Source organism: Pseudoclavibacter helvolus (genome assembly GCF_014191305.1).
In the GTDB taxonomy this organism is placed as follows: Bacteria; Actinomycetota; Actinomycetes; order Actinomycetales; family Microbacteriaceae; genus Pseudoclavibacter; species Pseudoclavibacter helvolus.
Genome location: NZ_JACHWJ010000003.1, coordinates 229,858 through 252,603 on the forward strand (window position 1 = coordinate 229,858; position 22,746 = coordinate 252,603).

Genomic DNA, 22,746 nt, shown 5'->3' on the forward strand with positions numbered 1-22,746 from the left:
ACATGGAGACTCCCCAGCAGGCCCCAGACAGCGCTGCATCTTCCGGGGCTGAGCCCGAGGCGCTGGTGATCGCATCCGGCCCCCGCCCGACCACACCCGAAGAGGCGGCCCGTGTCCTTGAGCGGTTCGTGCGCGAGACGATGCCGCCGATCTTCGACGCTGACAACACCATGGACGTGCGGGGCCTCGACCTGGCACGCGTCACCGCGCATCCGCTCGCCGGGGACCTCTTCGGCCTCGACGTCGATCTCACGGGTCTTGACGTGGCCTTCGACGCGACGGTTGAGGATGCGCCCCCGCCGCCGGTGTTCCCCGAGTTCGGCACCGAGGCGTCGAGGGCGGATGCTCGCCTCGCCGAGGTGCGTGTGCGCGCAGTCCCCGCGCGGATCCAGGGCGCGAGCGTCGAGGCGACGATCACCGCTGGCGGTGTGCACGTCGACTGGGCCGAGGACGACCGCGGCCAGTTGGCGCTCGCGCTGAGGCAGGGCACGGCAGGTGGTCAGGCGGCAACTGTCTTCCCTGTCGACACGCTCCTGCTCGACGTCGCGGCGAAGCAGCAGGAGGTCGTGGATGCACTGGTCGCCATCGTCACGGAGTCTGGCGCGGGCCAGGGGTTCCACCTCTCGGATGTCGACCTCGAGCTCACTCAAGCCGGGCCACGCGGGGCGCACCTGCACGCGGCGGGCAAGGTCAGGCGCGGTCTCCTGCGAGCGAGTCTGCTGTTCACAACCGAGGCGCAGCTTGGCGACGATTTGAAGCTGCAGCTCATCAATCCGCGGCTGACGAGCCGGAACCCGATCATCGGCCTGCTGCTCCTTGCCGTCCGTGGCCAGATCCGCAGCGAGCTCGCGGATCCCATCGACCTCCGCGACCTGCAGCTCGACCCGCTGAAGCTCGTCGACGCGCAGTTCGAGGTCGGCGAGCGCCTCCGTCTGCGGCTCGAGTACAAGTAGCACCACGCTCGCGGACACAGGAGGAATCATGCACACCGTGCCCACGTCAGGCCGCACGCGGGTGGTGCTGTCATCGCTGGCCCTCGTCGTCGTCGGATTAACGGGTTGTGCCGCACCGGCGCTCTCCAAGGCGGAGCTGGTCGGTATCTGGACGGTGAGCCAATCGCCGAGCGGCGTTCCTGCCGAGTTCGCCACGGCCACCCTCAAGTTCACCGACGAGTACGCCTCCGCCGGGGCCGGGTGCAACGGTGCCGGTGGGGCGTACTCGGTGGCAGGTAGTCGGATTCGTATTGACTCCTGGGCGGCGTCTGAGGTCGGATGCGATCCGAATCTCCATATCGTGGAAGACCTGCTCTACAGCGGCTTCACGGGCATGTCCATCGACGGTGAAGAGATCGTGATGCCAACCTCTGCCGGAGAAGCCCGCTTCATTCGCGAGGACTGAACCTTTCGCTAGGACGGAGCAGTTTCGCGGAATGAACGGAGTCGTTCGGGTCAGGCTGCCCCATCGGCTGATCGCACTTCGCTCAGAGCTGCGGCGATCTGCTCGACTCTTCCGAGGCCCGTGAGCCCCAGCCAGAGCATCATCGTTGTCGACGCGAAGGATGCGAGGCGCGGGAAGTCGCCGCCCGACAGGACAAGCTCTGCTGCCGTGGCGGCGACCACGGCAGCGGTAGCGCCGGCCGCGATGGGCAGGAGCAGGGGCGAGACGGCGCGTCGCTGATCGATCGCGGCCTGCAGCTCGTCGATTCTCGAGATGTTGATGCGAATACGGTCGTTGGCTGGGTTGACGGATTGCTCGAGGAGTCTGCGCGCGCCGCGATCGAGCTGCGTGTCTCGGTGAGCGATGGCCAGCCAGGCCAGCAGGAACACGAGGGAGAACGCAAGGGCCCCGGTCACGCCGAAGAGTGCTGCCCCGACCCCCTTCTGCCACGGATCGGGCGCCTCGGCGAGGGTCAAGGTCAGCCAGACACCCGAGACTGCGCCGACGGCTCCCGTGATCATCAGGGTGCGGATGCGTGCTGGCGGCAGCAGCGAGGGGAGATGCTGCACGGCGGCGCGCCAGCCGAGGGTCGTGACAGGCGTGGCTGTGGCGTCCACCTCGCGGATCTCGCCCGGACCGAGGGCGGTGAGAACGCCCGGGCCGGCCTTGGCCATCCGGGCGTCGCCCCAGCGAAGCCCAAGCAACGCGGCAGGCGCGAGGACCAGTGGTAACCCGACGAGGGCGATGAAGATCACCCAGCCGGTCTGGGCGCCGAGCAGTGCCGCGGCCGCCACGATGCCGATGAGCAGCAGGGCGCTCGCGACGACCGCGAGCGTTCCCTTGCGGTTGCGGTTTCTCGGCATCGGCGCCCCGTTTTCAGATCGCAGCTTCGCCGGCGTTGCCGTGCGCTGGGTCGACGGCCACGCTATCGAACGGGCGCGGCAGAAGGCTGGACGGCTAGCCATGCGGGGCGAGCCCCTATCGGACGGGCGCGCTCATCCCCATCCCCATCGCCTGCTCGTGGTCGATGAGCGCCTGGCGCACGGACACGTCGTCGGCGTGCCCCGCGAGTTTGCCACTGGCGCGGACGATGCGGTGGACGGGGACGAACAGGCTCACGAGACAGGCCCCGCAGGCGCTCGCGGCTGCCCGCGCGGCGCGTGGATGCCCGGCAATGGCGGCAACGTCGCCGTAGCTCGCCAAGGTTCCGGGTTCGACGAGCCTCGCCGCACGCCACATGGCGCGGCGCAGCTCGGTGCCTTCCTGGTGCACGTCGATTGCGTCGAGCAGGGATGCGTCTCCGTTGTCGTAGGCGCGGACGGCGGCGAGGGCGCTGTCGTCGTCGTCGAGCGCTTCCGTCTCGAGGAGCTCCGACTGGCGGCCGAAGACCGAATACGCGAGGGAGCTTGGGCAGCCGAAGCCGGCGGCGCGCACGGCCTGCGAGTCGCCTGCCTTCACAATCGAGAACCACTCGCCGAGCAGTTCGACGCTTCCGACGCGGAGGGTGCGGAGCGGGAGAGTGGTCGCTTCGGGTGCAGGGGCCATGCCGAGAACTCTGCCACGTTCAGAGAAGCCCCGGTCAGCCGCAAAGTACAAGCGAGCACGCATCGCTGAGAGTTGACTGAATGAAGCGCTCTGGAGTGGCAATGGCGCGCTCCAGGCTCTAAACTTGAGTCACACCGACTCAACTCTTGACCCGTTCGGGTCTCGATCCATCCGAGTCGAAAGCAACTTTGAACAAGGAGCCCCATGGCCAACATGCAAGGCGCTCAGGCACCAGACGAAGAGGCCAAGAGCGCACTCGAACAATACGGAATCAACCTCACCGACATCGCCCGCTCGGGCAAGCTCGACCCGGTCATCGGGCGTGACTCTGAGATTCGGCGCGTCAGCCAAGTACTGACTCGCCGCACCAAAAACAACCCGGTCCTCATCGGCGAGCCCGGCGTCGGCAAGACGTCGGTCGTCGAAGGGCTCGCGCAGCGCATCGTCGCGGGCGACGTCGCCGAGTCGCTCAAAGACAAGGAGCTCGTGAGCCTCGACATGTCGGCGCTCATCGCCGGCGCCAAGTACCGCGGCGACTTCGAGGAGCGTCTCAAGGCCGTCCTCAAGGAGATCACCGAGTCTGACGGCCGCATCATCACGTTCATCGATGAGCTCCACACCCTCATGGGTGCGGGAGGCGGCGAGTCGAGCATCTCGGCCGCCAACATGCTCAAGCCCATGCTCGCCCGGGGTGAGCTGCGCCTGATCGGCGCGACGACCCTCGACGAGTATCGCCAGTTCATCGAGTCGGACGCGGCGCTCGAGCGCCGCTTCCAGCAGGTGTTTGTCGGTGAGCCGAGCGTTGAGGACTCGATCGCGATCCTCCGCGGCCTCAAGGAACGGTACGAGGCGCACCACAAGGTTTCGATCGCCGACCAGGCGCTCGTCGCCGCGGCCGCCCTCTCGAACCGCTACATCACAGGCCGAAAGCTCCCGGACAAGGCGATCGACCTGATCGACGAGGCCGCCTCGCGCCTCCGCATGGAGATCGACTCCTCGCCCGTCGAGGTCGACACCCTCCAGCGGCAGGTCGACCGGCTTCGCCTCGAGGAGCTTGCCCTCAAGAAGGAACACGACGACGCGTCCAAGCAGCGCCTGGCCGCGCTGCGGGCCGACCTCGACACCAAAAACGCGCGCCTCGGCGAGCTGAAGGCGCGCTGGAACGTCGAGCGTGCATCCCTCAACCGCATCGGCGAGCTGCGTGAGCAGCTCGACAACATCCGCATGCGCGCCGACCGGGCGCAGCGCGAGGGCAACCTCGAGCTCGCGTCGCGCCTCCTCTACGGCGAGCTGCCTGGAATCCAGAAGCAGCTGCACGAGGCTGAGGCGACGGAAGACGGCGGCCCCAAGCTCGTCAACGACCACGTCACGGCCGAAGACATCGCCGGGGTCGTGGCTGCGTGGACGGGCATCCCCGTCGGCAGGCTGCTGCAGGGCGAGATGGAGAAGCTCCTGCACCTCGAGGCCGAGCTCGGCAAGCGGCTTGTCGGCCAGGAGAAGGCGGCGGCAACGGTGGCGGATGCGATCCGTCGCACCCGCGCCGGCATCGCCGACCCCGACCGCCCCACCGGTTCGTTCCTCTTCCTCGGCCCGACGGGCGTCGGCAAGACGGAGCTCGCGCGTGCCCTCGCGGAGCTGCTGTTCGACGACGAGAAGGCGATGATCCGCATCGACATGTCCGAGTACGGAGAGAAGCACTCCGTCGCTAGGCTCGTCGGCGCCCCTCCCGGGTACGTCGGCTACGAGCAGGGCGGGCAGCTCACCGAGGCTGTGCGGCGCAGGCCGTACTCGGTGGTGCTGTTCGACGAGGTCGAGAAGGCGCATCCGGAGGTCTTCGACATCCTCCTGCAGGTGCTCGACGACGGTCGACTCACCGACGGGCAGGGCCGCACGGTCGACTTCCGCAATGTCATCCTCATCCTCACCTCCAACCTGGGGTCGCAGTTCCTCATCGACCCGCTCCTTTCTCCCGAGGAGCGAGAGGACCGCGTGATGGCGGCCGTCCGGCAGTCGTTCAAGCCAGAGTTCGTGAACCGCCTCGACGACATCGTGGTGTTCAGCGCGCTCTCGCAGGACGAGCTCGCGCAGATCGTGGCGCTCTACATCGACCGCCTACAGCGCAGGCTCGGCGAGCGTCGCCTCACGATCAAGGTCGACGACGACGCCCGTGCCTGGCTGGCCGAGCGCGGCTACGACCCGATCTACGGGGCGCGGCCGCTGCGACGCCTCATGCAGCGCGAGATCGACGACCGCCTCGCGCGGGCGCTGCTCGCGGGCACCGTGCGCGACGGCGACACCGTCTCGGTGGTTGTCGCGAGCGACGGCGACTCCCTGAACGTGCAGTCGACGACGCCGCACACGGCCGCCGTCGAGTAGGCACTGGCGGGCTGGCCCTGGCCTGAGGCTGGGCTGACGCCGGAACACCCACCTAAGAGTGAGCCAGATGCATCCTCCAATTCGCTGGAGGGTGCGTCTGGCTCACTCTTCTGCGTTAAGGAGGACGACAGGACGTCTCTGGTGGGTAACTCGGGCGCGTCGCGACAGCGGAGCATCCACTAGCCCGCTTATCTTGAGCGGCATGGAGCACCTGCGCTGGATACTGCCACTCATTGCCGCACCCGTCGTCGCCGTGCTCGGCATCGTCGGCGTCATCGCCCTGTCGCTGCGGAGACTCACGTCGGCACCTGTCGCGAGCGACGACGTCATGGTGCTGTTCGGCCGCGACGCCTACCAGTTCTTCCTCGGCATGCTCGTGCCGCTTGTGCTGCTCCTCTTCATCGTCGGTCTCATCGCGTACGCCGTCTATGCGGTCGGCACGACGTTCGGGTGGATCGCGTTGCGCGAGACGCCCCTCTTCACGGCGTGGACGCTGCCGCTGCTCTTCTCGCCGGCCATCGCGGTCGTCGTCTTCTTCGTCGTCGCGTTCATGCCGTTCGTCGCGGGGCCGAGCGAGGCGCTTGTTCCCGTCGTGAGCGCGCTCGTCGCGTTCATCGTGTGTCTCGCCGTTGCGGGCGCCCTCTGGTTCCGTGGAACGCTCGGCGCGCGCGCGAGCAAGCGTGCGGTGGATGCGGCTCCAGCGACCGGCGAGGTGGGCGTCGCCACCTGAACGCCGAGAGCGGCCTGGTGGTCGTCAGAACTCAGTTCTGACGACCACCAGGCCGCTCTGTGATTTCGCCAGGCGAGGGTTTCCCCTCGCGAGGGCGGATGCTCGTGCTTAGTTGAGCGCGGGAGTGTCGGTCGGGATCACTCCGTTGCCGTACAGGTCGGTCGCGAGGTCGCGGAGTGCACGAAGGGCGACGCGCTGCGTGAGCGGGCCGTAGGAGACGCGGGCGACGCCGAGCTCCTGGAACTCGGCGGCGGTGAGCGCGCCGGGCAGCCCGATGACGGACAGCTTGCCGACGCCAAGGCCTTCGACGAGGGGCTCGACGACCTCACGGCTGACGGCGCCCGGCACGAAGACGAGGGCTGCGCCGGCGTCGAGGAACGCGCGCCCGCGGGCGATGGCGTCGTCGATGCTCTCCGAGATGGGACGCTCGCCTCCGCGCACGATGGCATCGGTGCGTGCGTTGAGCTGGAAGTTGACGCCTTCCGCCTCGGCGGCGGCGATGATCGCGGCAACGCGGGCCACGGACTCGTCGAACGGCCGCAGGCGGTCTTCGACGTTCGCGCCGACGATGCCGAGTCCGATCGCGCGGCGGATCGTCTCGGCCGGGTCGTCGTAGCCGTCGTCGAGGTCTGCCGTGACGGGCAGGTCGACCGCATCCACGATCACCTTGGCGCCGGCGAGGGCCACGTCGAGCGGCATGCCGCCGTCCGCATATCCGTAGGACGCGGCGATCGAGTGGCCCGCCGTCGCGATGGCCTTCGTCTCGGGGAGGGCCGCGACGGTCTTCGCGCTGATCGCGTCCCAGACGTTCACAACTCGGAGGATCTCGGGGGCTCGGTGAAGGTCTGCCAAACGGTTGGCGAGGTCGGCGGTGCTGACATCTGTCATCGTGCTGTCCTTACTTCTTCGGTCGTGTCGTGAGTTGCTGCTTTGGTGTCGAAGCTGGTCGCCGCGCACCTGGGCCGTGTCTGGCGGTCTCGGCCGCCGTCAACGTGTATACGCCACCCGGCTGAGGCCAAGCGGGGGCCCGTCGTGGGCTGGTCAGCGCTCGATCGAAGCGAAGTCGCTGAGCTCGCGGCGCGAGCGGGGCGAAGTGTCGCGGGCGCGGATCTTCTCGCTCACCGCGTCGGAGGCGTCGTACTGGCCCACGGCGATGACGGTGATCGGGATACGGCCGGCAGGCAGCTCGAGGGCCTCGGCGAGCGCATCCACGTGGAAGCCGCCCATCTGGTGCGTGTGGAGGCCGCGCGACTGGCCTTCGATCGTGAGGTGTGCGGCGACCTGGCCTGCGTCGTACTCGGCCCAGCGGAGGGCCTTGCCGTCGCGCTCGGTCTCGACGGTCACGGCGATGAGGAGCGAGGCGCGGTCGGCCCACGTGAGGTTGAAGTCCATGAGCGCGCCGTAGATCTTGTCGAAGGTCGCGGTCCCGCGGACACCCGCGACGAGGGTCGTCGGCTGCGTGTTGCTCGCCGACGGGGCCCAGCGTCCTGCCTCGAGGATCGCCGTGATGTCCTCGTCGGAGATCGCATGCGTGGCGTCGAAGCCGCGTGGGCTCCAGCGGTCGGAGAGGGCGTCCAGGATCGGGACGGAGGTCTCGTTGCGGACGGTCAGCTGCTCGGTCATGTGACTCCGTTCAAAGCGCTTACGCTCGTGGTTTGCGGGGAACATGGCCGGAGCCACTCGTACGGCAACAACCACTTGTACCTGCAAGCTATTCCCACGAGCTGGGTGTGTTCGTCAGCGTTACGGCGTATTTCCGGATGCGCCTGATGCTCCTATGTCTGTCAAGCGGCGTTGGTGAGCCATTGTCGGTAGCGGTGGGTGAAGTCTGGGTCGTGGATGATGCCTCGCTCGACGCGTGACATGTGGTTGATGTTCGTCGTGAGTAGCGGCGCGATGTGGTTCATCGAGTAGCCGAGCCTGAGGCGGTGTGCGCGGAGGTCGTCGATCGCTTCGACGGGCTGCGGTTTCACGAGATGTTGGAACACTTCCCAAGCGATCGCGCGCTTTAACGCCCGCAACGCTTCCTTCTTCGTTTTGCCCTCGCTGAGACGCCGCGCGAAGTACTCCCTCGAGCGTTGATCGTGCGAGATACGGACGAGCGCGATGCGATGGATCGCGGCGTTCGCGGCCCGGTCCCCGCCCCGGTTCAAGCGAAACCTGGTCGTCTTCCCCGAAGACGCTGGGATCGGGGCAGTACCCGCGAGCATCGCGAACGCTCCCTCGGATCGCAACCGCTCCGGGTTATCGCCCGCGGTGACCACGAGCTGCGCCGCGGTCACCGGCCCGACGCCGAACGCCGCCCGCAACGCGGGAGCGGCCCGCTGGGAGAGCGCATCGATCTGCTCGTCCAGGTCCGTGACCTCCTCGTCCAGCGCCGCGCAACGGCGAGCGAGCAGCCGCAACACGGCCCGCGTCGTTTCGGTGACCGATCCCGTGTCCGAGGCGTTCGGGCGCAACGAGCGCAGTTTCGCGTGCCGACGCAGCGCCGACAAGCCTCGCAGCTGCGCTCGGAGTTCCTCGGGAGCGGTCACGAGCAGCGACGTGATCTGGACCTGAGCTGCGACTCGCGCGCGCATCGCGGAGCGCCTCGCTGCCAGCAACACCCGCAACGATTCACTGTCCCCGACCGCGGACTTCGGGACCGGCAACGTCGGGTCAGCGAGCGCCGCCCGCGCCGCCGCATACGCGTCGATCGGGTCGGACTTCCCGCCCCGACGCGCTGCTCTCGAGGGGCGGATCACTTCCGCGACCTGCAACCCCGCCGCGGGGAACTCCGCGTCCCCGAGGAGCGCTCCCGTGATCGAGACCACGGCCGCGTGGTGCGTGTCCGCGTGCGTATCGACGCCGGCCACGACATTCCCAACACTGTTTGTCATCATTGACGTGCTTCCTTCCCAAGAGGGGCACTCTGGTCGGGCGGCAGGCAAGACGTTGACGGGACTCTTTGGTCAGGCTCCTATGAAGTCACGTCCGCCCGGCCAGAACACCAAGCAAACACTGGCCTCGGGCCGTCGAATCATTCGAAAGACAACCCCGCAAGCAGGTGCCAGTCGGTGGCAGAGACAGACCCGAAACCAGTTCTCCCATCATCAACGTCGGTGGCCCTGCGTATCTTGGGGTCATGTCGCATCCACTCACCCACGGGCACCTCGGCGTCGACGTGCCAGACAGCCGCGGCCGCACCGGGCTCGACCAGGCCGGGCGCGAGCTGACTCGCAACCCGAACGTCGAGGTCGAGAACGTCGAGGTCACCTCAGACGGCTGGCACGTGCTGCGGCGCACGACGTTCCGGTACCGCGGGCGCGACGGCGAATGGGCGACGCAGCAGCGCGAGACCTACGACCGCGGCAACGGCGCCACGATCCTCCTCTACGATCTCGACAGTCGCCAGATCCTGCTCGGACGCCAGTTCCGCTACCCGGTCTACGTCAACGGTCACGAGGACGGCATGCTCCTCGAGACGGCCGCGGGCCTCCTCGACGGCGACTCCCCTGAAGACGCGATCCGTCGCGAAGCGGAGGAAGAGCTCGGGGTTGTTGTCGGGCAGGTCACTCCCGTCTTCGAGCTGTACATGAGCCCCGGTTCGGTGACCGAGAGCATCCACTTCTTCGCCGCGCCCTGGTCGGCCGCTGCCCCCATCACGGGCGGGGGAGGCGTCGAGGAGGAAGGCGAGGAGATCGAGTCGGTTGCCCTCGACTTCGACGAGGCGCTGCGCATGATCACAACCGGTGAGATCCAGGATGCGAAGACCGTGCTGCTCCTGCAATGGGCAGCCCTCAACCTGCCGTGGCCCGCCGCTGAAGGACAGCCTGGCGAAGGAGGAACGCATGCCTGATTCACTCTTCCGGGGCGTCAGCGCCTTCCCGCTCACCCCCATCACTTCGACGGGCGTCGATGCAGCCAGTTACGCGGCTCTCGTCGAGCGACTCCAGGCTGCTGGCGTCGACTCGATCAGTGCGCTCGGCTCGACGGGCAGCTACGCGTACCTCGACCTCGGCGAGCGGGCGTCCGTCGCCAAGCTCACCGTGAAGCACGCGGGATCGGTGCCCGTCATCGTCGGCATCGGCGCGCTCCGCACTCGTGACGTGCTCGAGAACCTCCGGACGGCTGAGGATGCGGGTGCCTCGGCGGTTCTGCTCGCCCCGGTGTCGTACCAGCCGCTCACGGAGGACGAGGTCTACGGGCTCTACGAGGACGTCGCTGCGACTTCGAGCCTGCCGATCATCGTCTACGACAACCCGACGACGACGGGGATCGTCGTGAGCGACGCCCTCCACGCGCGTATCGCCGGGCTCGACCTCGTGCGATCGATCAAGATCCCGCCGGCGTCGCTCGACGTCGCCCAGGTGAGCGAGCGAGTCACCGCCCTTCGCGATGAGGTCGGTGGCCCCATCTCGGTGGGCATCAGCGGCGACCCGTACGCTGCCGCCGGGCTGCTCGGCGGATGCGACGTCTGGTACTCGGTGCTCGCCGGCGTCCTGCCGGCCGAGAGCCTCGCCATCACGCGGGCTGCGTTGAGCGGCAAAGCCGAACTCGCGCTGAGCCTCTCTGCACGCCTCGACCCGCTGTGGGAGCTGTTCCGGGCCCACGGCAGCTATCGAGTCGCATCCGCGATCGCCGCGCAGCTCGGCCTCGTGCCGACCGTCAACCTGCCGAGGCCCGTCCACGAGCTGGATGGCGCAGGCCAGCGCGCCGTCGCGGCGGCACTCCGCGCGATCTGACGCGTGCCCGCACCGTGCCTGCACTGAGCGCGCTCTTGGCCGGTGGCTAATGAGTGAAATCGTGAGCCTCGAACTGCTCTTCGATCACGCGAGCGAAGCGCGTATCCGAGGCGAGTGGCGGGCGCTGCAGGAGCTCGGCGTGTCCAGCATGGGCGCGCACGCCTCGGTGAGCAATCGTCCGCACCTCTCGCTGCTCGTGCGAAGCGGGTCGCAGGGGGGGGCGCAGTGTGAGGCCGGCCCTGACCTTGCGGGCGCGGCGGCCGGTCCTTCGCCGGTCGAGCCTGGTCCTAGCGAGCCGTCGCTCGTCGACGTCGAAGCCGTCCGGGATGCGGCGGGCCGGTTGCCGATCGCTCTCACGCTCGGCGGGCCCCAGCTATTCGTGCACGGCACGCGCGCGGTCCTCGCGCGGAGCGTCGTGCCGTCCGTCGGTCTCCTCGAATTCCATGCGGAGCTGCACCGATTGGCCGGCCGCGAGGAGGTCGCGGTCGATCTGCCACACAGGACGCCAGGGAGCTGGACTCCGCACGTCACGCTCGCAAAACGGCTGAAGCTCGCCGACCTGGAGCGTGCGGTGTCCGCGCTCGACCTCGAGCCGATGCACGTGCTGGCCACCGAGCTGCGGCTCTGGGACGCGCGCGCGGGCACCACGCAGCAGCTTCGCTGACCAAGCACAGTGCAGATCTGCGGCGCAGCGGCCGTTCTCGTCGGATTCTCCCAAGAATCGCGCTGATGTGCGCCAGGGCCGCAACCGGACGAGACGCGCGCCCGTCCAACTCCCGTGATGGACGCGCCCGCCGGGCTGGCTTCTCCTCGGTCTGCGCCCGTTTGTCCCGGAAGTTGGCCGGGTCGGAAGCCAGATTGAGTGGCCTGGGGCCTAGCGCGAGATTTTTGCCTCGCCGAGCCGGACGACAACAACGCCGACCATGATCAGTGCCCCGCCCACGAGCTGCACCGGGTTGGGGAGCTCGCCGAGCAGCAACCACGCGAACAGCACCGCTGCGACGACCTCGGAGAGTCCGACAAACGAGGTCAGTCGGGGCCCGAGGCGGCGCGCTGCTGCGATGCCGGCGACGTAGGCACCGGCCGCAGTCACGAGTCCAAGCACGAGCACCGCGACCCACCACGGCATGGACGCCCCGCCCAGCTCGACGGGCGCATCCGTCACCGCCATCGGTAGGACGCCGACAAGGCCGCCGAGGCCAAGCACAACAGCGCCGACCAGGAGCCCGCCGCCGGCGAGCACCGTCCCGGGGAGCTCCGTGTCGGTGTCGGCCGACATGACGAAGTAGAAGGCGACGCCGACCATCGCTCCGAGCGCCCACAGTACGCCCGCGACATCGAGCTGCACGCCGCCGAAGATCTGGAGCACGAGCAAGAGCCCGCCGGCGGCGACGGCGGCGCCGATGAGGGTGAGAGCGTGCGGACGCTGGCGGTGCCGCAGCCACATCCACAGCACGACGATGGCCGGTGCCGTGTACTCGATGAGCAGCGCGACACCAACCTGCAGGGTCGCTACGGCTGTGAAGTAGGCGAGCTGCGTGCCCGCGACGGCGATCGCGCCGTAGACCGCGAGCCTCACGAGGTTGCCGCGGTTGGCGAGGAGGTACCAGCGGCCGCGCAGTGCGATCAGAGCCACGGGTGCAAGCGCAAGTGCCGCGAGCGAGACGCGGGCGGTGACTGCGGCACCCGGCGTCCAGCCTGCATCGAGCAGGCCGCGCGCGAACGGACCGGACAGGGCGAAGGCGCCCGCCGAGATGAGGGCGAAGAGGAGGCCGGATGCAAGGCGAGAGTTCGCCGAGGAGGGAGCGACGAGCGGGGTCGCGGATGCCCCGATCGCGCTCGCAGACGTTCCAACACTGTGTGTGTCATTGGCGTTCACCTTCATAGAAGATGACACTAGCCGCGGTTTGGTAATCTGCAAAGGTGCTTTTCACTAATGACACCGAGGAGGCGCTCTCCGCAGCCGCGGCGCTCGTGAACAGCGACGTCGAGCCAGTCACGCTGCGCACGCGCGGCGAGCTCGCCGACTTCTTCCGGGACCTCGGCTACACGGGCCGCTTCGACGGCGACGAGGCAGAGTTCCAGCGCATCCGGGCGATCCGCCCACGACTGAGGGAGCTGCTCACCGCCGACCGAGATGCCGCAGCCTCGCTCGTGAACCAGACGCTGGTCGAGTACAACGCGACCCCGCAGCTTGTGCGCCACGGCACCGCCGACTGGCACCTGCACGCCGTCGACTCCGAACGCCCGCTTGACGAGCGCATCACGGTCGAGACGGCGCTCGCGGTCGTCGACCTCATCCGCGCCGACGAGATGTCCCGCCTCGGCACCTGCGACGCCGACAATTGCGAGGGTGTTGTCGTCGACCTCACCCGCAACCGCACGAAGCGCTTCTGCTCAACGAGGTGCGCGAACCGGTCTGCCGTCGCGGCCTACCGGGCTCGCCGCCGCGAGCATCCGGAGCTCTGACGAGGACCGCCGGACCTGGTGGTTACGAGGCCGCGGCCCTCGCTTCCGTGGCTGTCGCGCTGAATGCGCGTACCAGCGGATTCGTGTCGTTGGCCCTGTGTGCGAGCTGGACCGAGCTGACGGTCCGAGTTGACTCGAGTGGGACCGCGACAGCTCCACGCGGTAGCGGCCCGACCGCACTGGCAGGGGCGAGTGCGACGCCCAGCCCCGCCGCGACAAGGTGGAAGATGGTGCCCCACTCCGCACCGCTGTGGCCGAGTCGTGGCTCGATGCCCGCCTCGCGGAAGGGCCGCAGCGTGAGGGTGTGGGCTCGTGACCCGGACGCCTGCGGGAAGAGCACAAGCGGTGACGATGCGAGCTGGGGTGCGGTGACCGTCTCGTGTTCGGCCAGTTCATGATCGGCTGGTAGGACGGCCATGAAGGGGTCCACGAAGAGGGTCGAGATCGTGAGCCCATCGTGTTCGTCGGCGTCGCGCACGATCCCTACGTCGGCGGTGCCGCGTTCCAGGCGCTCCAGCACCACTGAAGTGGGGCCCTCATGGAGCTCGACGAGCACGTCTGGTCGGCTGAGCGTGAAGTGGCGCAGCGTCGAGCTCACGATGCCAGCCCCGGAGGAGATGAACGAGACGTCGATGCGGCCGGACTCGCCGCGCGCGACGCGGCGCGCCTCATCCACATCGGAGGCGAGCAAAGCGAGCAGTCCATGCGCTCTCGGGTGGAACCCGCGTCCAGCCTCCGTCAGCTCGACGGAACGCGACGTGCGAGTGAAGAGCAGGACGCCCATCAGCTGTTCGAGCTGGCGGATCTGCTGCGAGAGTGCGGGCTGTGCGATGTGCAGGCGAGCGGCGGCGCGGCCGAAGTGCAGCTCCTCGGCAAGCGCGAGGAAATAGCGGAGGTGGCGCAGTTCAACACGGGGATCCATAACCCAAGCTTATTGATGTCGCGGTCATCCGGTATTGGACCTCTTGATGCGAGCGCGGCACCCTTGAGGAGTGCCAGAGCTCCAGACCCACATCACCGTGACCTCACTCTCCTCCCTTGAAGACGCCGCAGCCTTCCGAGAGATCAGCGAAGCCTGGATTTCGCGCCTCTTCAGCGTGACGGCCGACGATCGCAGGCTGCTCGACGACCCCCTCGGTGAGATTCTCGAGCCGGGTGGTGACGTGCTGCTCGCGCGCGCGGAATCCGGCGGCGTACTCGGCTGCGTTGCACTCCTGCCTTACGGGGAAGGGGTGTTCGAACTCGCGAAGATGGGCGTCTCGCCGGAGGCTCAGGGGGCGGGAGTGGGTCGGCGCCTTGTCGCCGCGGCTATCGAGCGTGCCCCGCAGCTCGGCGGTCGCGTGGTCTTCCTCGGCTCCCACTCGACTCTCCTGCCCGCGCTGCACCTCTACGAGACGGCAGGCTTCACGCGCATCACTCGAGAGCAACTGCCCGTGGCGGACTACTACGCGCGGGCCGACACCTTCATGAGGCTCGAACTCGGCTGACACCAGCGCGCAGAGTTGTGGCCCATTACTGCTCCCAGTGCCGGGAACAACAACGGGCCACAACGATCTGGGCGCCGCGGCCGGCGTGGGCTACACCGCGGCGGGGCCCGACTCGCCAGTGCGGACGCGGATGACGTGGCTCACGTCGGTCACCCACACCTTGCCGTCGCCGACGTTGCCGGTGCGGGCAGCGGCGACGACAACCTCGAGCGCCTTGTCGAGGGTCTCGTCGGCGACAAGCACCTCCACGCGCGTCTTGGCGCGGAACGAGACCTTCACGGCCTGCCCCCGGTAGTACTCGGTGAGGCCCTTCTGGTGGCCGTGCCCCTCCACCTCGGTGATGGTGAGGCCCGTGAAGCCTGCGGCCTCGAGGGCGTCCTTCACGTCGTCGACCTTCGTCGGCTGGATCACTGCGGTCACGAGCTTCATCGGCGTGCGCTCCTCTTCTGGGCGGGCGTTGTCTGGGCGTTCTGGTCGTGCGGGACGCGCGTCGTCTGCGTGTTCTGGTCGCGCGGGGTGAACTGGGGCCTGCGGGTGTCCCCGCTGCGTGCATCCATCATCGTCAGCGGGTTTCCATCTCGTACGCGCGCTCCGCGTGGATGCCTCGGTCGAGTCCGACAGCCTCGACCTCGTCCGGCACGCGGATGGGCACGATCTTGTTCATGACCCAGGCGATCGCGTAGGTCACGGCGAACGCGTACACGCAGGTCACGACGATGGCGATGAGCTCGCGCCAGAGGAGGCTCGCGTCGCCGCCGAAGAAGAGGCCGGTGACGCCGGCCGGTGCCGCGGCCGCGCCGAGGAACACCACGAACAGCGCTCCGACGATGCCGCCGATGCCGTGCACGGAGAAGGCGTCGAGCGCGTCGTCGATCTTGGCGCGGTTCTTCCAGCCGATGCAGAGCGCTACGACGGCGCCGGAGACGAAGCCGAGCGCAAGGGCGCCGAGCGGGGTGACCGCATCCGCTGCCGGGGTGATGCCGACGAGGCCCGAGATCATGCCGGTTGCCATGCCGAGCGTCGTCGCGTGCTTGTCGCGGATGCGCTCGATGAGCAAGTAGCCCATCGCGCCGGTCAGTGCGGCGAGGGTCGTGGTGAGCACCACGTAGCCGGCGAGGAAGTTCGCTCCGGCTGCGGTGCCGCCGTTGAAGCCGATCCAGCCGAAGAAGAGGAGGCCGGCGCCGAGGAGCACCAGCGGCATGTTGTGCGGCCGCATCTCTGTGTTCTTGCGGCGGCCAAGCACCATGGCGAGGGCAACGGCCGAAGCGCCAGCGTTCATGTGCACCGCCGTGCCGCCGGCGTAGTCGTGCAGGCCGAGGACGTTGCGCATCCACCCGCCGACCGTCTCGCCGTCTTCGCTCGTGAACGCGAACACCCAGTGGGCGAGGGGTGCGTAGACGAGGATCGTCCACAGGGCGGCGAAGACCAGCCACGCCCAGTACTTCATGCGGCCAGCCGCGCCGGATGCGACGATCGCGATGCTGATGGCGGCGAAGAGGATGTAGAAGGCACCCCAGTACGCGTCGACCGTGATCATGTCGCCGTCAGAGGAGTCGGTCATGAACGACTCCATGCCGACAAACGCGAGCGGGTCGCCGATGATGCCGGCGCCGCCCACCGAGTTGCCGAGCACCATGCCGTGCACAAACAGCACGTAGATGACGGCGACGACGGCCATGGATCCGAAGACCATCATGGCCATGTTGAGCATGTTCTTGCTGTTGAGCATTCCTCCGTAGAAGAACGAGATTCCGGGGAACATCAGGAGGACGAGGCCGAATGCGGCGAGCATCCAGCCGAGATCGGCAGCGGGCATACATGGCTCCTTGTGTGGGGGTCATGGGAGAAGAGCGTGCGGGATGCACGGGTGGAGCAGTCGGGGCGTGGACGCCCCGAAGTCAGTCGACGAGCCAGGTGGGGGAGGCCTTGAACTTGTCGGCGGCGAGGAGGGCGGCGTCGATGACGCCGCCGCCCTGCAGGTCGGGCGGGAGGGCTTCGTCGCGGTGGGTGGTGCTCCAGCCGAGCATCGTGAGGGTGCGCACCATCGAGAGGGCGCAGCCGAGCTCGAGCTGGGCGTCCGTCAGCTGCCCCTCGGATCGGTACCCGTCGATCCAGTTGCGCGCCATCGTGCGCAGCTCCGGCTTGTGCTCCTGGAACGTGAGCGCTGACGCGAAGTCGTAGAGGAACCAGCTGAAGCCGGAGTCATCGAAGTCGATGACGATGAGGCGCTCACCGTCGCGGATCACGTTGGTCGGCCGAAGATCGGAGTGCACGAGCCCCCAGTCCTGCCAGCCCGCGGGGGCCGCCTGCACGCGTGTCAGGGCGGCCATCTCGGCGCGCTCGAGGTGGTCGAGCTGGGCAGGGGTGAGGGATGCGCGGCGCCAGTCGCCCCACCTCGCGGTCGATCCGAGCAGGTCGGGGAGGCCCCACGTGAAGCGCGTGAAGCCTGCGGGTCGCCGCCAGCTCCGGGCGTGGTCGTGCAGGCGGGCTGTGATCTGCCCGAGCTCCGTAAACCAGGGGGCGGCGTCGTCCACGTCTTGCAGGATCGAGCCGCGCACGTGCTCGAAGTAGACCGCCTTGAGCGTGAGCCCGTCAGGTGACTGGATGCTCTGCGTCACCCGACCGTCGGCGCCTGGGATCGGGGACGGCACCTCCGCGCATCCGGAGTCGCGGATCGCCTCGACCCACAGCATCTCGGAGCGCAGCTGCTCGTCGCCTTCCTGGTAGCCGGGCTGCTGCAGGCGTACGACCCCGACGGGCTGGTCGTCGAGCTCGACGAGGTAGGACGCGTTCTCTGAGACCGAGATGAGCTTCGTCGCAGCCTCGGGCGCGATGCCGAACGCCGCGAGCATCCCGTCGTGCAGCCACGCCGGAGCAGCCTCGCCCTTGACGAGGGCGTCGAAGACGCGCAGCCCCGAAACGGGGTGCTTGAGCGGTGCCTCGATCATGGTCGTCTCCTCGGGCTGGGGCGATCCGGGCAGCGGATGCGCGGATCGCGGCGGCTCTGGTGTGTGCCGGCTGAGTGCGGGGTGATCCATGTTTAGGTGCCGATTCGCTGGAAATGCGGCTTCTAGTGACACTCGTTACACACGATTTACCAGGAGGAAACAGTCCGCTCGTGTGGGGCCGCCAGGATCGAAGCGCCGACCGGGCGAAGTGCGCCCGCGGGAGAGGACAAGCCACGTGAGTAGATCCACGATCATGGACGGCAACAGCTACCGAGTGGGGGAGTCCTCAGCGGCGGCCGAGACCGAAGCCATGGTCGAGCGGCGCACGAGGCTCCTCGGGCCCTCCTACCGGCTCTTCTACTCGAACCCCGTGCACCTCGTGCGCGGCAGCGGCACGTACCTGTACGACAGCGACGGCGTCGAGTACCTCGACATGTACAACAACGTCGCGAGCCTCGGACACGCCCATCCGCGGGTCGTCGAGGCGATGGCCGCGCAGGCCGGCACCCTCAACACGCACACGAGGTACCTGCACGAGGCGATCCTCGACTACACCGAGGACCTGCTCTCGACGATGCCCGCCGAGATCGGGCAGGTCATGTACCAGTGCACGGGCTCCGAGGCGAACGACCTCGCCCTGCGCGTCGCCGCCGCCTACACGGGTGGCACCGGGGTCATCGTGACGAGCGAGGCGTACCACGGCACGTCGGGACTCACCTCGGCGGTGTCTCCCGCGCTCGGGAGCGGGCAGACGCTCGGGCTCGAGGTGCGCACCGTGCCGGGGCCAGACACCTACCGCACGGCGCCCGAGCTGGTCGGCGAGAAGCTCGCGGCCGACATCCGCGCCGCCATCGCCGACCTGGCGAAGTACGGCGTCAAGTTCTCGGCGTTCCTCGCGGACTCGGTGTTCTCGTCCGACGGGGTTGCCGCCGACCCGGCTGGGTTCCTCAGGCCTGCCTTCGACGCCGTCCACGAGGCCGGTGGCGTGTGGATCGCCGACGAGGTGCAGCCCGGCTTCGGCCGCCTCGGCCCCCGGATGTGGGGCTTCTCGCGGCACGACATCGTGCCGGACATCGTGACCATGGGCAAGCCCATGGGCAACGGCATCCCCGTCTCCGGCATGGCCGCGCGACCCGAGGTGCTTGAACCCTTCGCCACGGGCATCCCGTACTTCAACACCTTCGGCGGCAACCCCGTCGCGATCTCGGCAGCTCAGGCGGTGCTCGACGTGCTGCGCGACGAGGGGCTGCCCGAGCGTGCGGCAGTCGTCGGCGACCAGCTGCGGGCCGCGATCCGCTCGGTGGGGGATGCTCGTATCGGCGACGTGCGCGGGGCCGGGCAGTTCACGGGCGTCGAGATCGTCTCGGACCCGGAGCTCAAGACGGCGGACGGCCAGACGGCACTCGCTCTGGTCAACGCGCTGCGCGAGCACCGAGTGCTCACGTCGACAGCGGGGCCGCACAACAACGTGCTCAAAGTGCGACCGCCGCTGTCGTTCCAGGAGCATGACATCGACCGCTTCACGGATGCGCTCGCCGCGGCGCTCGCGGACGTGCCGGTGCGCTGAGGCGAGCGGCGAGGCGGGGACCTGGTCGTTGCGCGGCGGGTCGAGTGACCAACTTCGGTGACAATTCGAACTTCGCGCCCCGATTCGGAGCGATTTCGGCCGAACAAGCACTCAAGTTGGCCAGGCGTCCCGGTGTCCGGAGGCGAGGCGGGGCCTGCGTTGCCCGCCCGCGGTAGAGTCCACGGCATGTGGGAGAGCAAGGAGTGAGCGGCGGTCTGGTCGCTGCGCTGCTCGGGCTCGCGATCGTCGACTCGCTGAACCTCTCGACGATCGCCGTCGTGATCCTCATCCTGCTCACGGTGCAACGGCCGGTGGCAACCGGATGGGTCTACGCGGCCGGCGCCGTCGTCGCGTTCTTCGGGCTGACGATGCTCGTCTACTTCGGGGCGAGCTTCGCCGGCACGCTCGTGGAGGATCTCGCGACTTGGATGCGCCGCATCATCTTCGTCGGCTTCGGGGTCGTGTTCGTCGTGTTCGGCGTGCGGCGCTTCCGCACACGCGAGCGCCGCGGCTATCCGCTGCTGCGCTGGGTGAACCCGATCACCGCCTTCCCGCTGGGCATGGTCGCGACGCTCGCCGATCTCCCGAACGCCTTCCCCATGTTCTTCGCCGTCGAACGGCTCATCGACGCCAACGTCCCCGCGCCGGCCGCACTCACCGCGCTCGCGGGCTACACGGTGGTCTACGCCATTCCGACGGTGCTCGCGCTGGTGCTCGGCATCGTCTTCAAGGACCGGCCGCGCGACCGCTTCCGGGAGGTCTACGACCGACTCACCGGCGGCGAGGTGAGGGCGAGCCGGCCGATGGCGGGGCTGCACTTCGCGATCGCGGCGGCCTGCTTCGTGGTGGCCGCCTTCTTCGTCTGAGCGTCGTGGGTGGCTCGGCGGTCGTGAGTAGTCTCGCTCACATGAGCATCGAGAAAGCGCCGCGGTCGACCGCGGCCATCGTGGTCGGCTGCGTCGGGTTCCTGCTCGTGACCGGGTACGCGGTCCTCGGGACGCTGCAGGTTCTCGTGCTCGACCCGCTCGCGGCGGTCCCCGACATGAGCCTCGAGGAGATCTACATACACGCAGCTCGCTCCAACGAGACCATTCACGTCTGGGTCGTCGTCACGCTCCTGGGCCCGGGGTTGTTGCTGGGGCTCGGGAGTCTTGTGCTCTCCTTCAGGCGGGGCGCGACGTGGGTCCAGAGCGCTGCCGTGGCTTCCGGCCTCCTCTTCCTCGGTGGGCTTCCCTTCTTCTGGGCGTGGTTCGGTGTCGGTATGAATATCGCGGATGCGTTCGGCACCAGCGGTGGTGACCACACTGGCCTGGGCGCGGTCATGTGGGCGACGAGTGGATGCGGGGCGCTGGTCTTGCTCCTGCTCGCGGTCTGGGTGGGCGTCAGGAGCGGTGTCAGGGCTTGGTGGGGCCGCCGCGCGGTGCTCGCCCAGCCGGAACTCGCTGACCCTCCACATAGCGAGGCGTAGCATCGGAAGGAACCCCCCTCCCGGGTTCGCGGCGCCTCGCGTCGCACACTGAAGCCGGGCCGTCGCTCCGCCCGGAGAGAGGCAGCGCCATGAAAGCACTGCAGTACCGCGCGATCGGCTCGCGCCCCGAACTCGTCGAGATCGATACCCCAACGCCCGCCGCGGGCGAGATCCTGCTCAAGGTGACGGCCGCCGGCGCCTGCCACTCGGACGAGTTCATCATGGGCGCCTCCGAGGAGGAGTACTCCTTCAAGCCGCTGCCGCTCACGCTCGGCCACGAGGTCGCGGGTGTCGTCGAGGCGATCGGCAGCGGCGTCCGAGACGTCGAGGTCGGCGAGGCTGTCATCGTCTACGGGCCCTGGGGCTGCGGACGCTGCTACCACTGCGCCGGCGGGGCTGAGCAGAACTGCGAGAAGGGGATGCGCGCGCCCGGCATCTACAGTGACGGCGGCATGGCCGAGTACATGATCTTCGACGACGCACGCCACCTCGTGCCGATCGGCGACCTCGACCCCGTCAAGAACGTGTCGCTCACCGACGCCGGACTCACCCCGTACCGGGCGGTGAAGTCGGCGCTGCCGAAGCTCGTTCCCGGCACGACCGCGGTTGTCATCGGCTCCGGAGGTCTCGGCCACGTCGCGATCCAGCTGCTTAAGGCGCTCTCGTCGGCGACGGTTGTCGTGCTCGACGTCGGCGAGGCGCAGCTCGAGCTCGCCCGCACAGTCGGCGCGGACCACACCTTCTTGTCGAACCCGGATGCGATCCCCGCCGTCAAGGACCTCACACGAGGCCTGGGCGCGACGGTGGTCTTCGACTTCGTCGGCATCCAGCCGACCGCCGACCTGTCGGCGAAGATGGTCGCTGCCGCCGGGTCCGTCGTGGTCGTCGGAGTCGCGAGCGGGGCTGTGCCCATCGGTCAGACGACGGTGCCGCTCGACGTCACCGGCCGCGCCATCAACTGGGGCTCCAGGACGGAGCTCATGGAGGTCGTGGAGCTCGCGAAGCGCGGTGCCATCAACATCCACGTCGAGCAGTTCTCGCTCGACGAGGCTCCCGCCGCCTACGAGAAGCTGCACGCCGGCGAGATCCGCGGCCGCGCGGTCATCGTCCCGTAGCAAGCATTTACCCTCTCGCCCGTCCGGCTCCCGCGTGCATCCACGCGAGCAATGCATGCTCATCTCGAAACGAACATGCACCGCTCGTGTGGATGCGCCTTACGCCAGGCAGGTGGGGCGACCGGGCGCGAGCTGGCGCGGCTCAGTACGCGACGCCGAAGCGCGCGCGGCGGTGGGCTGGTGACTCGATCTCGGCGACGATCGCTGCCGCGAAGTCGGCGCCGGAGATGTTCGAGTCGCCGTTGGCATCGGTGAGGAGCACGTCGCCGCCGATGCGGTACTCGCCGAGCGCCTCGCCTGGTGCCCACGCGCCGAAGGCGGCGGCGGGGCTCACGTAGAACCAGTCGAGTCCGGGGTCGGATGCGCGCAGGTCGTCGAGCACGCCCGCCATCTCGGCGGCCTCGGGCTTCACTGCATCCGGGAAGCCGTCGGTGTCGGCGAGTCGAGGACCGCCTTCGGCGACGAGCAGCGAACCGGCGCCACCGACGACCCCGAAGCGCACGCCCTGCTTCGCGGCGAGCGCCGCGGCCGTGGCGAGGACGCCGCGGGTGCGCCTCTCGAGTTCGCCGCGCGGCGACAGGGCGGAGACGACAACCTCGGCGCCGTCGAAGGCGCGGTCGAGGGCGCCGTCTTCCAGCACGCTGCCGGTCACGTAGCTGACGCCGTCGAGCTGCGCGTCCGGCGCGGAGCGGCTGACGGAGGTGACCTCGTGGCCCGCGGTTGCGGCGGCCTTGACGAGGTTGCTTCCGGCGTATCCGGTTCCGCCGAGGATGGTGATCTTGGCCATGGTGGTCCTTTCGTCGCGGCGGCCGGTCTCGGGCGCCGACAGTCACCGTAGGAGACCGACTGCGGGGAGGGGAAGAAGGCACTTTGCAGGGCG

Annotated in this window: 23 protein-coding genes and 1 pseudogene; 13 read left to right on the forward strand and 11 right to left on the reverse strand. The window is 68.6% G+C overall.

Translation table 11 applies throughout. From position 1 onward, the window contains the following. Positions 1-2 precede the first annotated feature (2 nt). Both FHX72_RS10760 and FHX72_RS10765 read left to right on the forward strand, forming a co-directional pair. Positions 3-953: a hypothetical protein gene (locus tag FHX72_RS10760; RefSeq protein WP_068481020.1), complete on the forward strand. Its 951-nt coding sequence runs from the start codon at positions 3-5 to the stop codon at positions 951-953. A gap of 28 nt (positions 954-981) precedes the next feature. Next, positions 982-1,398: an META domain-containing protein gene (locus tag FHX72_RS10765; protein ID WP_183624999.1), complete on the forward strand. Its 417-nt coding sequence runs from the start codon at positions 982-984 to the stop codon at positions 1,396-1,398. A 50-nt stretch (positions 1,399-1,448) separates the two neighbouring features. Here the strand turns inward: FHX72_RS10765 and FHX72_RS10770 are convergent, their stop codons facing one another. Both FHX72_RS10770 and FHX72_RS10775 read right to left on the reverse strand, forming a co-directional pair. Further along, positions 1,449-2,300 carry a hypothetical protein gene (locus FHX72_RS10770; protein ID WP_068481028.1) on the reverse strand — a complete coding sequence of 284 codons (852 nt, stop codon included), beginning with the start codon at positions 2,298-2,300 and terminating at the stop codon, positions 1,449-1,451. Positions 2,301-2,415: 115 nt separating this feature from the next. Continuing rightward, complete coding sequence (locus tag FHX72_RS10775; protein WP_183625001.1) at positions 2,416-2,982, reverse strand: methylated-DNA--[protein]-cysteine S-methyltransferase; 567 nt, start codon at positions 2,980-2,982, stop codon at positions 2,416-2,418. Between the two features lie 204 nt (positions 2,983-3,186). Between FHX72_RS10775 and FHX72_RS10780 the strand changes: the two genes are divergently transcribed. Next, the gene (locus tag FHX72_RS10780) at positions 3,187-5,358 is read left to right on the forward strand and encodes an ATP-dependent Clp protease ATP-binding subunit (RefSeq protein WP_082775386.1); all 2,172 of its coding nucleotides are present in this window, start codon (positions 3,187-3,189) and stop codon (positions 5,356-5,358) included. A 202-nt stretch (positions 5,359-5,560) separates the two neighbouring features. Next, positions 5,561-6,088, forward strand: a complete 528-nt coding sequence (locus FHX72_RS10785; RefSeq protein ID WP_183625003.1) for a hypothetical protein — start codon at positions 5,561-5,563, stop codon at positions 6,086-6,088. 108 nt (positions 6,089-6,196) lie between these two features. Here FHX72_RS10785 and FHX72_RS10790 read toward each other — a convergent pair whose 3' ends face one another. The 3 genes and pseudogenes from FHX72_RS10790 to FHX72_RS10800 form a co-directional block, all read right to left on the reverse strand. After that, on the reverse strand, positions 6,197-6,976 hold the full coding sequence (locus FHX72_RS10790; RefSeq protein WP_183625004.1) for an isocitrate lyase/PEP mutase family protein: 780 nt from the start codon (positions 6,974-6,976) through the stop codon (positions 6,197-6,199). Between the two features lie 153 nt (positions 6,977-7,129). Further along, on the reverse strand, positions 7,130-7,711 hold the full coding sequence (locus FHX72_RS10795) for a nitroreductase family protein (RefSeq protein WP_183625006.1): 582 nt from the start codon (positions 7,709-7,711) through the stop codon (positions 7,130-7,132). Between the two features lie 359 nt (positions 7,712-8,070). Next, a pseudogene (locus tag FHX72_RS10800) lies at positions 8,071-8,970 on the reverse strand (transposase); the annotation flags it as partial. A gap of 242 nt (positions 8,971-9,212) precedes the next feature. Here FHX72_RS10800 and FHX72_RS10805 point away from each other — a divergent pair. The 3 genes from FHX72_RS10805 to FHX72_RS10815 all read left to right on the forward strand — a co-directional run bounded on the left by FHX72_RS10805 (position 9,213) and on the right by FHX72_RS10815 (position 11,476). Next, on the forward strand, positions 9,213-9,926 hold the full coding sequence (locus FHX72_RS10805) for an NUDIX domain-containing protein (RefSeq protein WP_183625009.1): 714 nt from the start codon (positions 9,213-9,215) through the stop codon (positions 9,924-9,926). Further along, positions 9,919-10,812: a dihydrodipicolinate synthase family protein gene (locus FHX72_RS10810; RefSeq protein WP_183625010.1), complete on the forward strand. Its 894-nt coding sequence runs from the start codon at positions 9,919-9,921 to the stop codon at positions 10,810-10,812. Before FHX72_RS10805 ends, FHX72_RS10810 begins: the two co-directional genes overlap by 8 nt. 61 nt (positions 10,813-10,873) lie before the next feature. Beyond that, positions 10,874-11,476, forward strand: a complete 603-nt coding sequence (locus FHX72_RS10815) for a 2'-5' RNA ligase family protein (protein WP_183625011.1) — start codon at positions 10,874-10,876, stop codon at positions 11,474-11,476. A 210-nt stretch (positions 11,477-11,686) separates the two neighbouring features. Here the strand turns inward: FHX72_RS10815 and FHX72_RS10820 are convergent, their stop codons facing one another. Then, the gene (locus tag FHX72_RS10820; protein WP_183625012.1) at positions 11,687-12,697 is read right to left on the reverse strand and encodes an EamA family transporter; all 1,011 of its coding nucleotides are present in this window, start codon (positions 12,695-12,697) and stop codon (positions 11,687-11,689) included. A gap of 38 nt (positions 12,698-12,735) precedes the next feature. Here FHX72_RS10820 and FHX72_RS10825 point away from each other — a divergent pair, with 38 nt between their 5' ends. Continuing rightward, entirely contained in the window at positions 12,736-13,281 is a 546-nt protein-coding gene (locus tag FHX72_RS10825) for a CGNR zinc finger domain-containing protein (protein ID WP_068481052.1), read from the forward strand. 22 nt (positions 13,282-13,303) lie between these two features. Here the strand turns inward: FHX72_RS10825 and FHX72_RS10830 are convergent, their stop codons facing one another. Beyond that, a complete protein-coding gene (locus tag FHX72_RS10830) occupies positions 13,304-14,203 on the reverse strand; it encodes a LysR family transcriptional regulator (RefSeq protein WP_183625013.1) in 900 nt (299 codons plus the stop codon). A gap of 70 nt (positions 14,204-14,273) precedes the next feature. On the opposite strand from FHX72_RS10830, the gene FHX72_RS10835 reads away from it, so the two are divergent. Next, the gene (locus FHX72_RS10835) at positions 14,274-14,768 is read left to right on the forward strand and encodes a GNAT family N-acetyltransferase (RefSeq protein WP_183625014.1); all 495 of its coding nucleotides are present in this window, start codon (positions 14,274-14,276) and stop codon (positions 14,766-14,768) included. 90 nt (positions 14,769-14,858) lie between these two features. Here FHX72_RS10835 and FHX72_RS10840 read toward each other — a convergent pair whose 3' ends face one another. The 3 genes from FHX72_RS10840 to FHX72_RS10850 form a co-directional block, all read right to left on the reverse strand. Continuing rightward, a complete protein-coding gene (locus FHX72_RS10840) occupies positions 14,859-15,197 on the reverse strand; it encodes a P-II family nitrogen regulator (protein ID WP_068477926.1) in 339 nt (112 codons plus the stop codon). Positions 15,198-15,330: 133 nt separating this feature from the next. Continuing rightward, positions 15,331-16,584 (reverse strand): ammonium transporter, encoded by a 1,254-nt coding sequence (locus FHX72_RS10845; RefSeq protein WP_183625015.1) that lies wholly within the window; start codon positions 16,582-16,584, stop codon positions 15,331-15,333. Positions 16,585-16,666: 82 nt separating this feature from the next. Further along, entirely contained in the window at positions 16,667-17,716 is a 1,050-nt protein-coding gene (locus tag FHX72_RS10850; protein ID WP_183625017.1) for a phosphotransferase enzyme family protein, read from the reverse strand. A gap of 235 nt (positions 17,717-17,951) precedes the next feature. Between FHX72_RS10850 and FHX72_RS10855 the strand changes: the two genes are divergently transcribed. The 4 genes from FHX72_RS10855 to FHX72_RS10870 all read left to right on the forward strand — a co-directional run bounded on the left by FHX72_RS10855 (position 17,952) and on the right by FHX72_RS10870 (position 21,866). Further along, positions 17,952-19,283 (forward strand): aminotransferase class III-fold pyridoxal phosphate-dependent enzyme, encoded by a 1,332-nt coding sequence (locus FHX72_RS10855; RefSeq protein ID WP_221186896.1) that lies wholly within the window; start codon positions 17,952-17,954, stop codon positions 19,281-19,283. A 203-nt stretch (positions 19,284-19,486) separates the two neighbouring features. Beyond that, positions 19,487-20,149: a GAP family protein gene (locus FHX72_RS10860; protein WP_221186897.1), complete on the forward strand. Its 663-nt coding sequence runs from the start codon at positions 19,487-19,489 to the stop codon at positions 20,147-20,149. A 41-nt stretch (positions 20,150-20,190) separates the two neighbouring features. Further along, positions 20,191-20,751, forward strand: a complete 561-nt coding sequence (locus tag FHX72_RS10865) for a hypothetical protein (protein WP_183625020.1) — start codon at positions 20,191-20,193, stop codon at positions 20,749-20,751. Positions 20,752-20,840: 89 nt separating this feature from the next. Next, entirely contained in the window at positions 20,841-21,866 is a 1,026-nt protein-coding gene (locus tag FHX72_RS10870) for an NAD(P)-dependent alcohol dehydrogenase (RefSeq protein WP_183625022.1), read from the forward strand. A gap of 142 nt (positions 21,867-22,008) precedes the next feature. On the opposite strand, the gene FHX72_RS10875 is transcribed toward FHX72_RS10870, so the two are convergent. Further along, the gene (locus FHX72_RS10875; protein WP_183625024.1) at positions 22,009-22,653 is read right to left on the reverse strand and encodes an NAD(P)-dependent oxidoreductase; all 645 of its coding nucleotides are present in this window, start codon (positions 22,651-22,653) and stop codon (positions 22,009-22,011) included. Positions 22,654-22,746 lie beyond the last annotated feature (93 nt).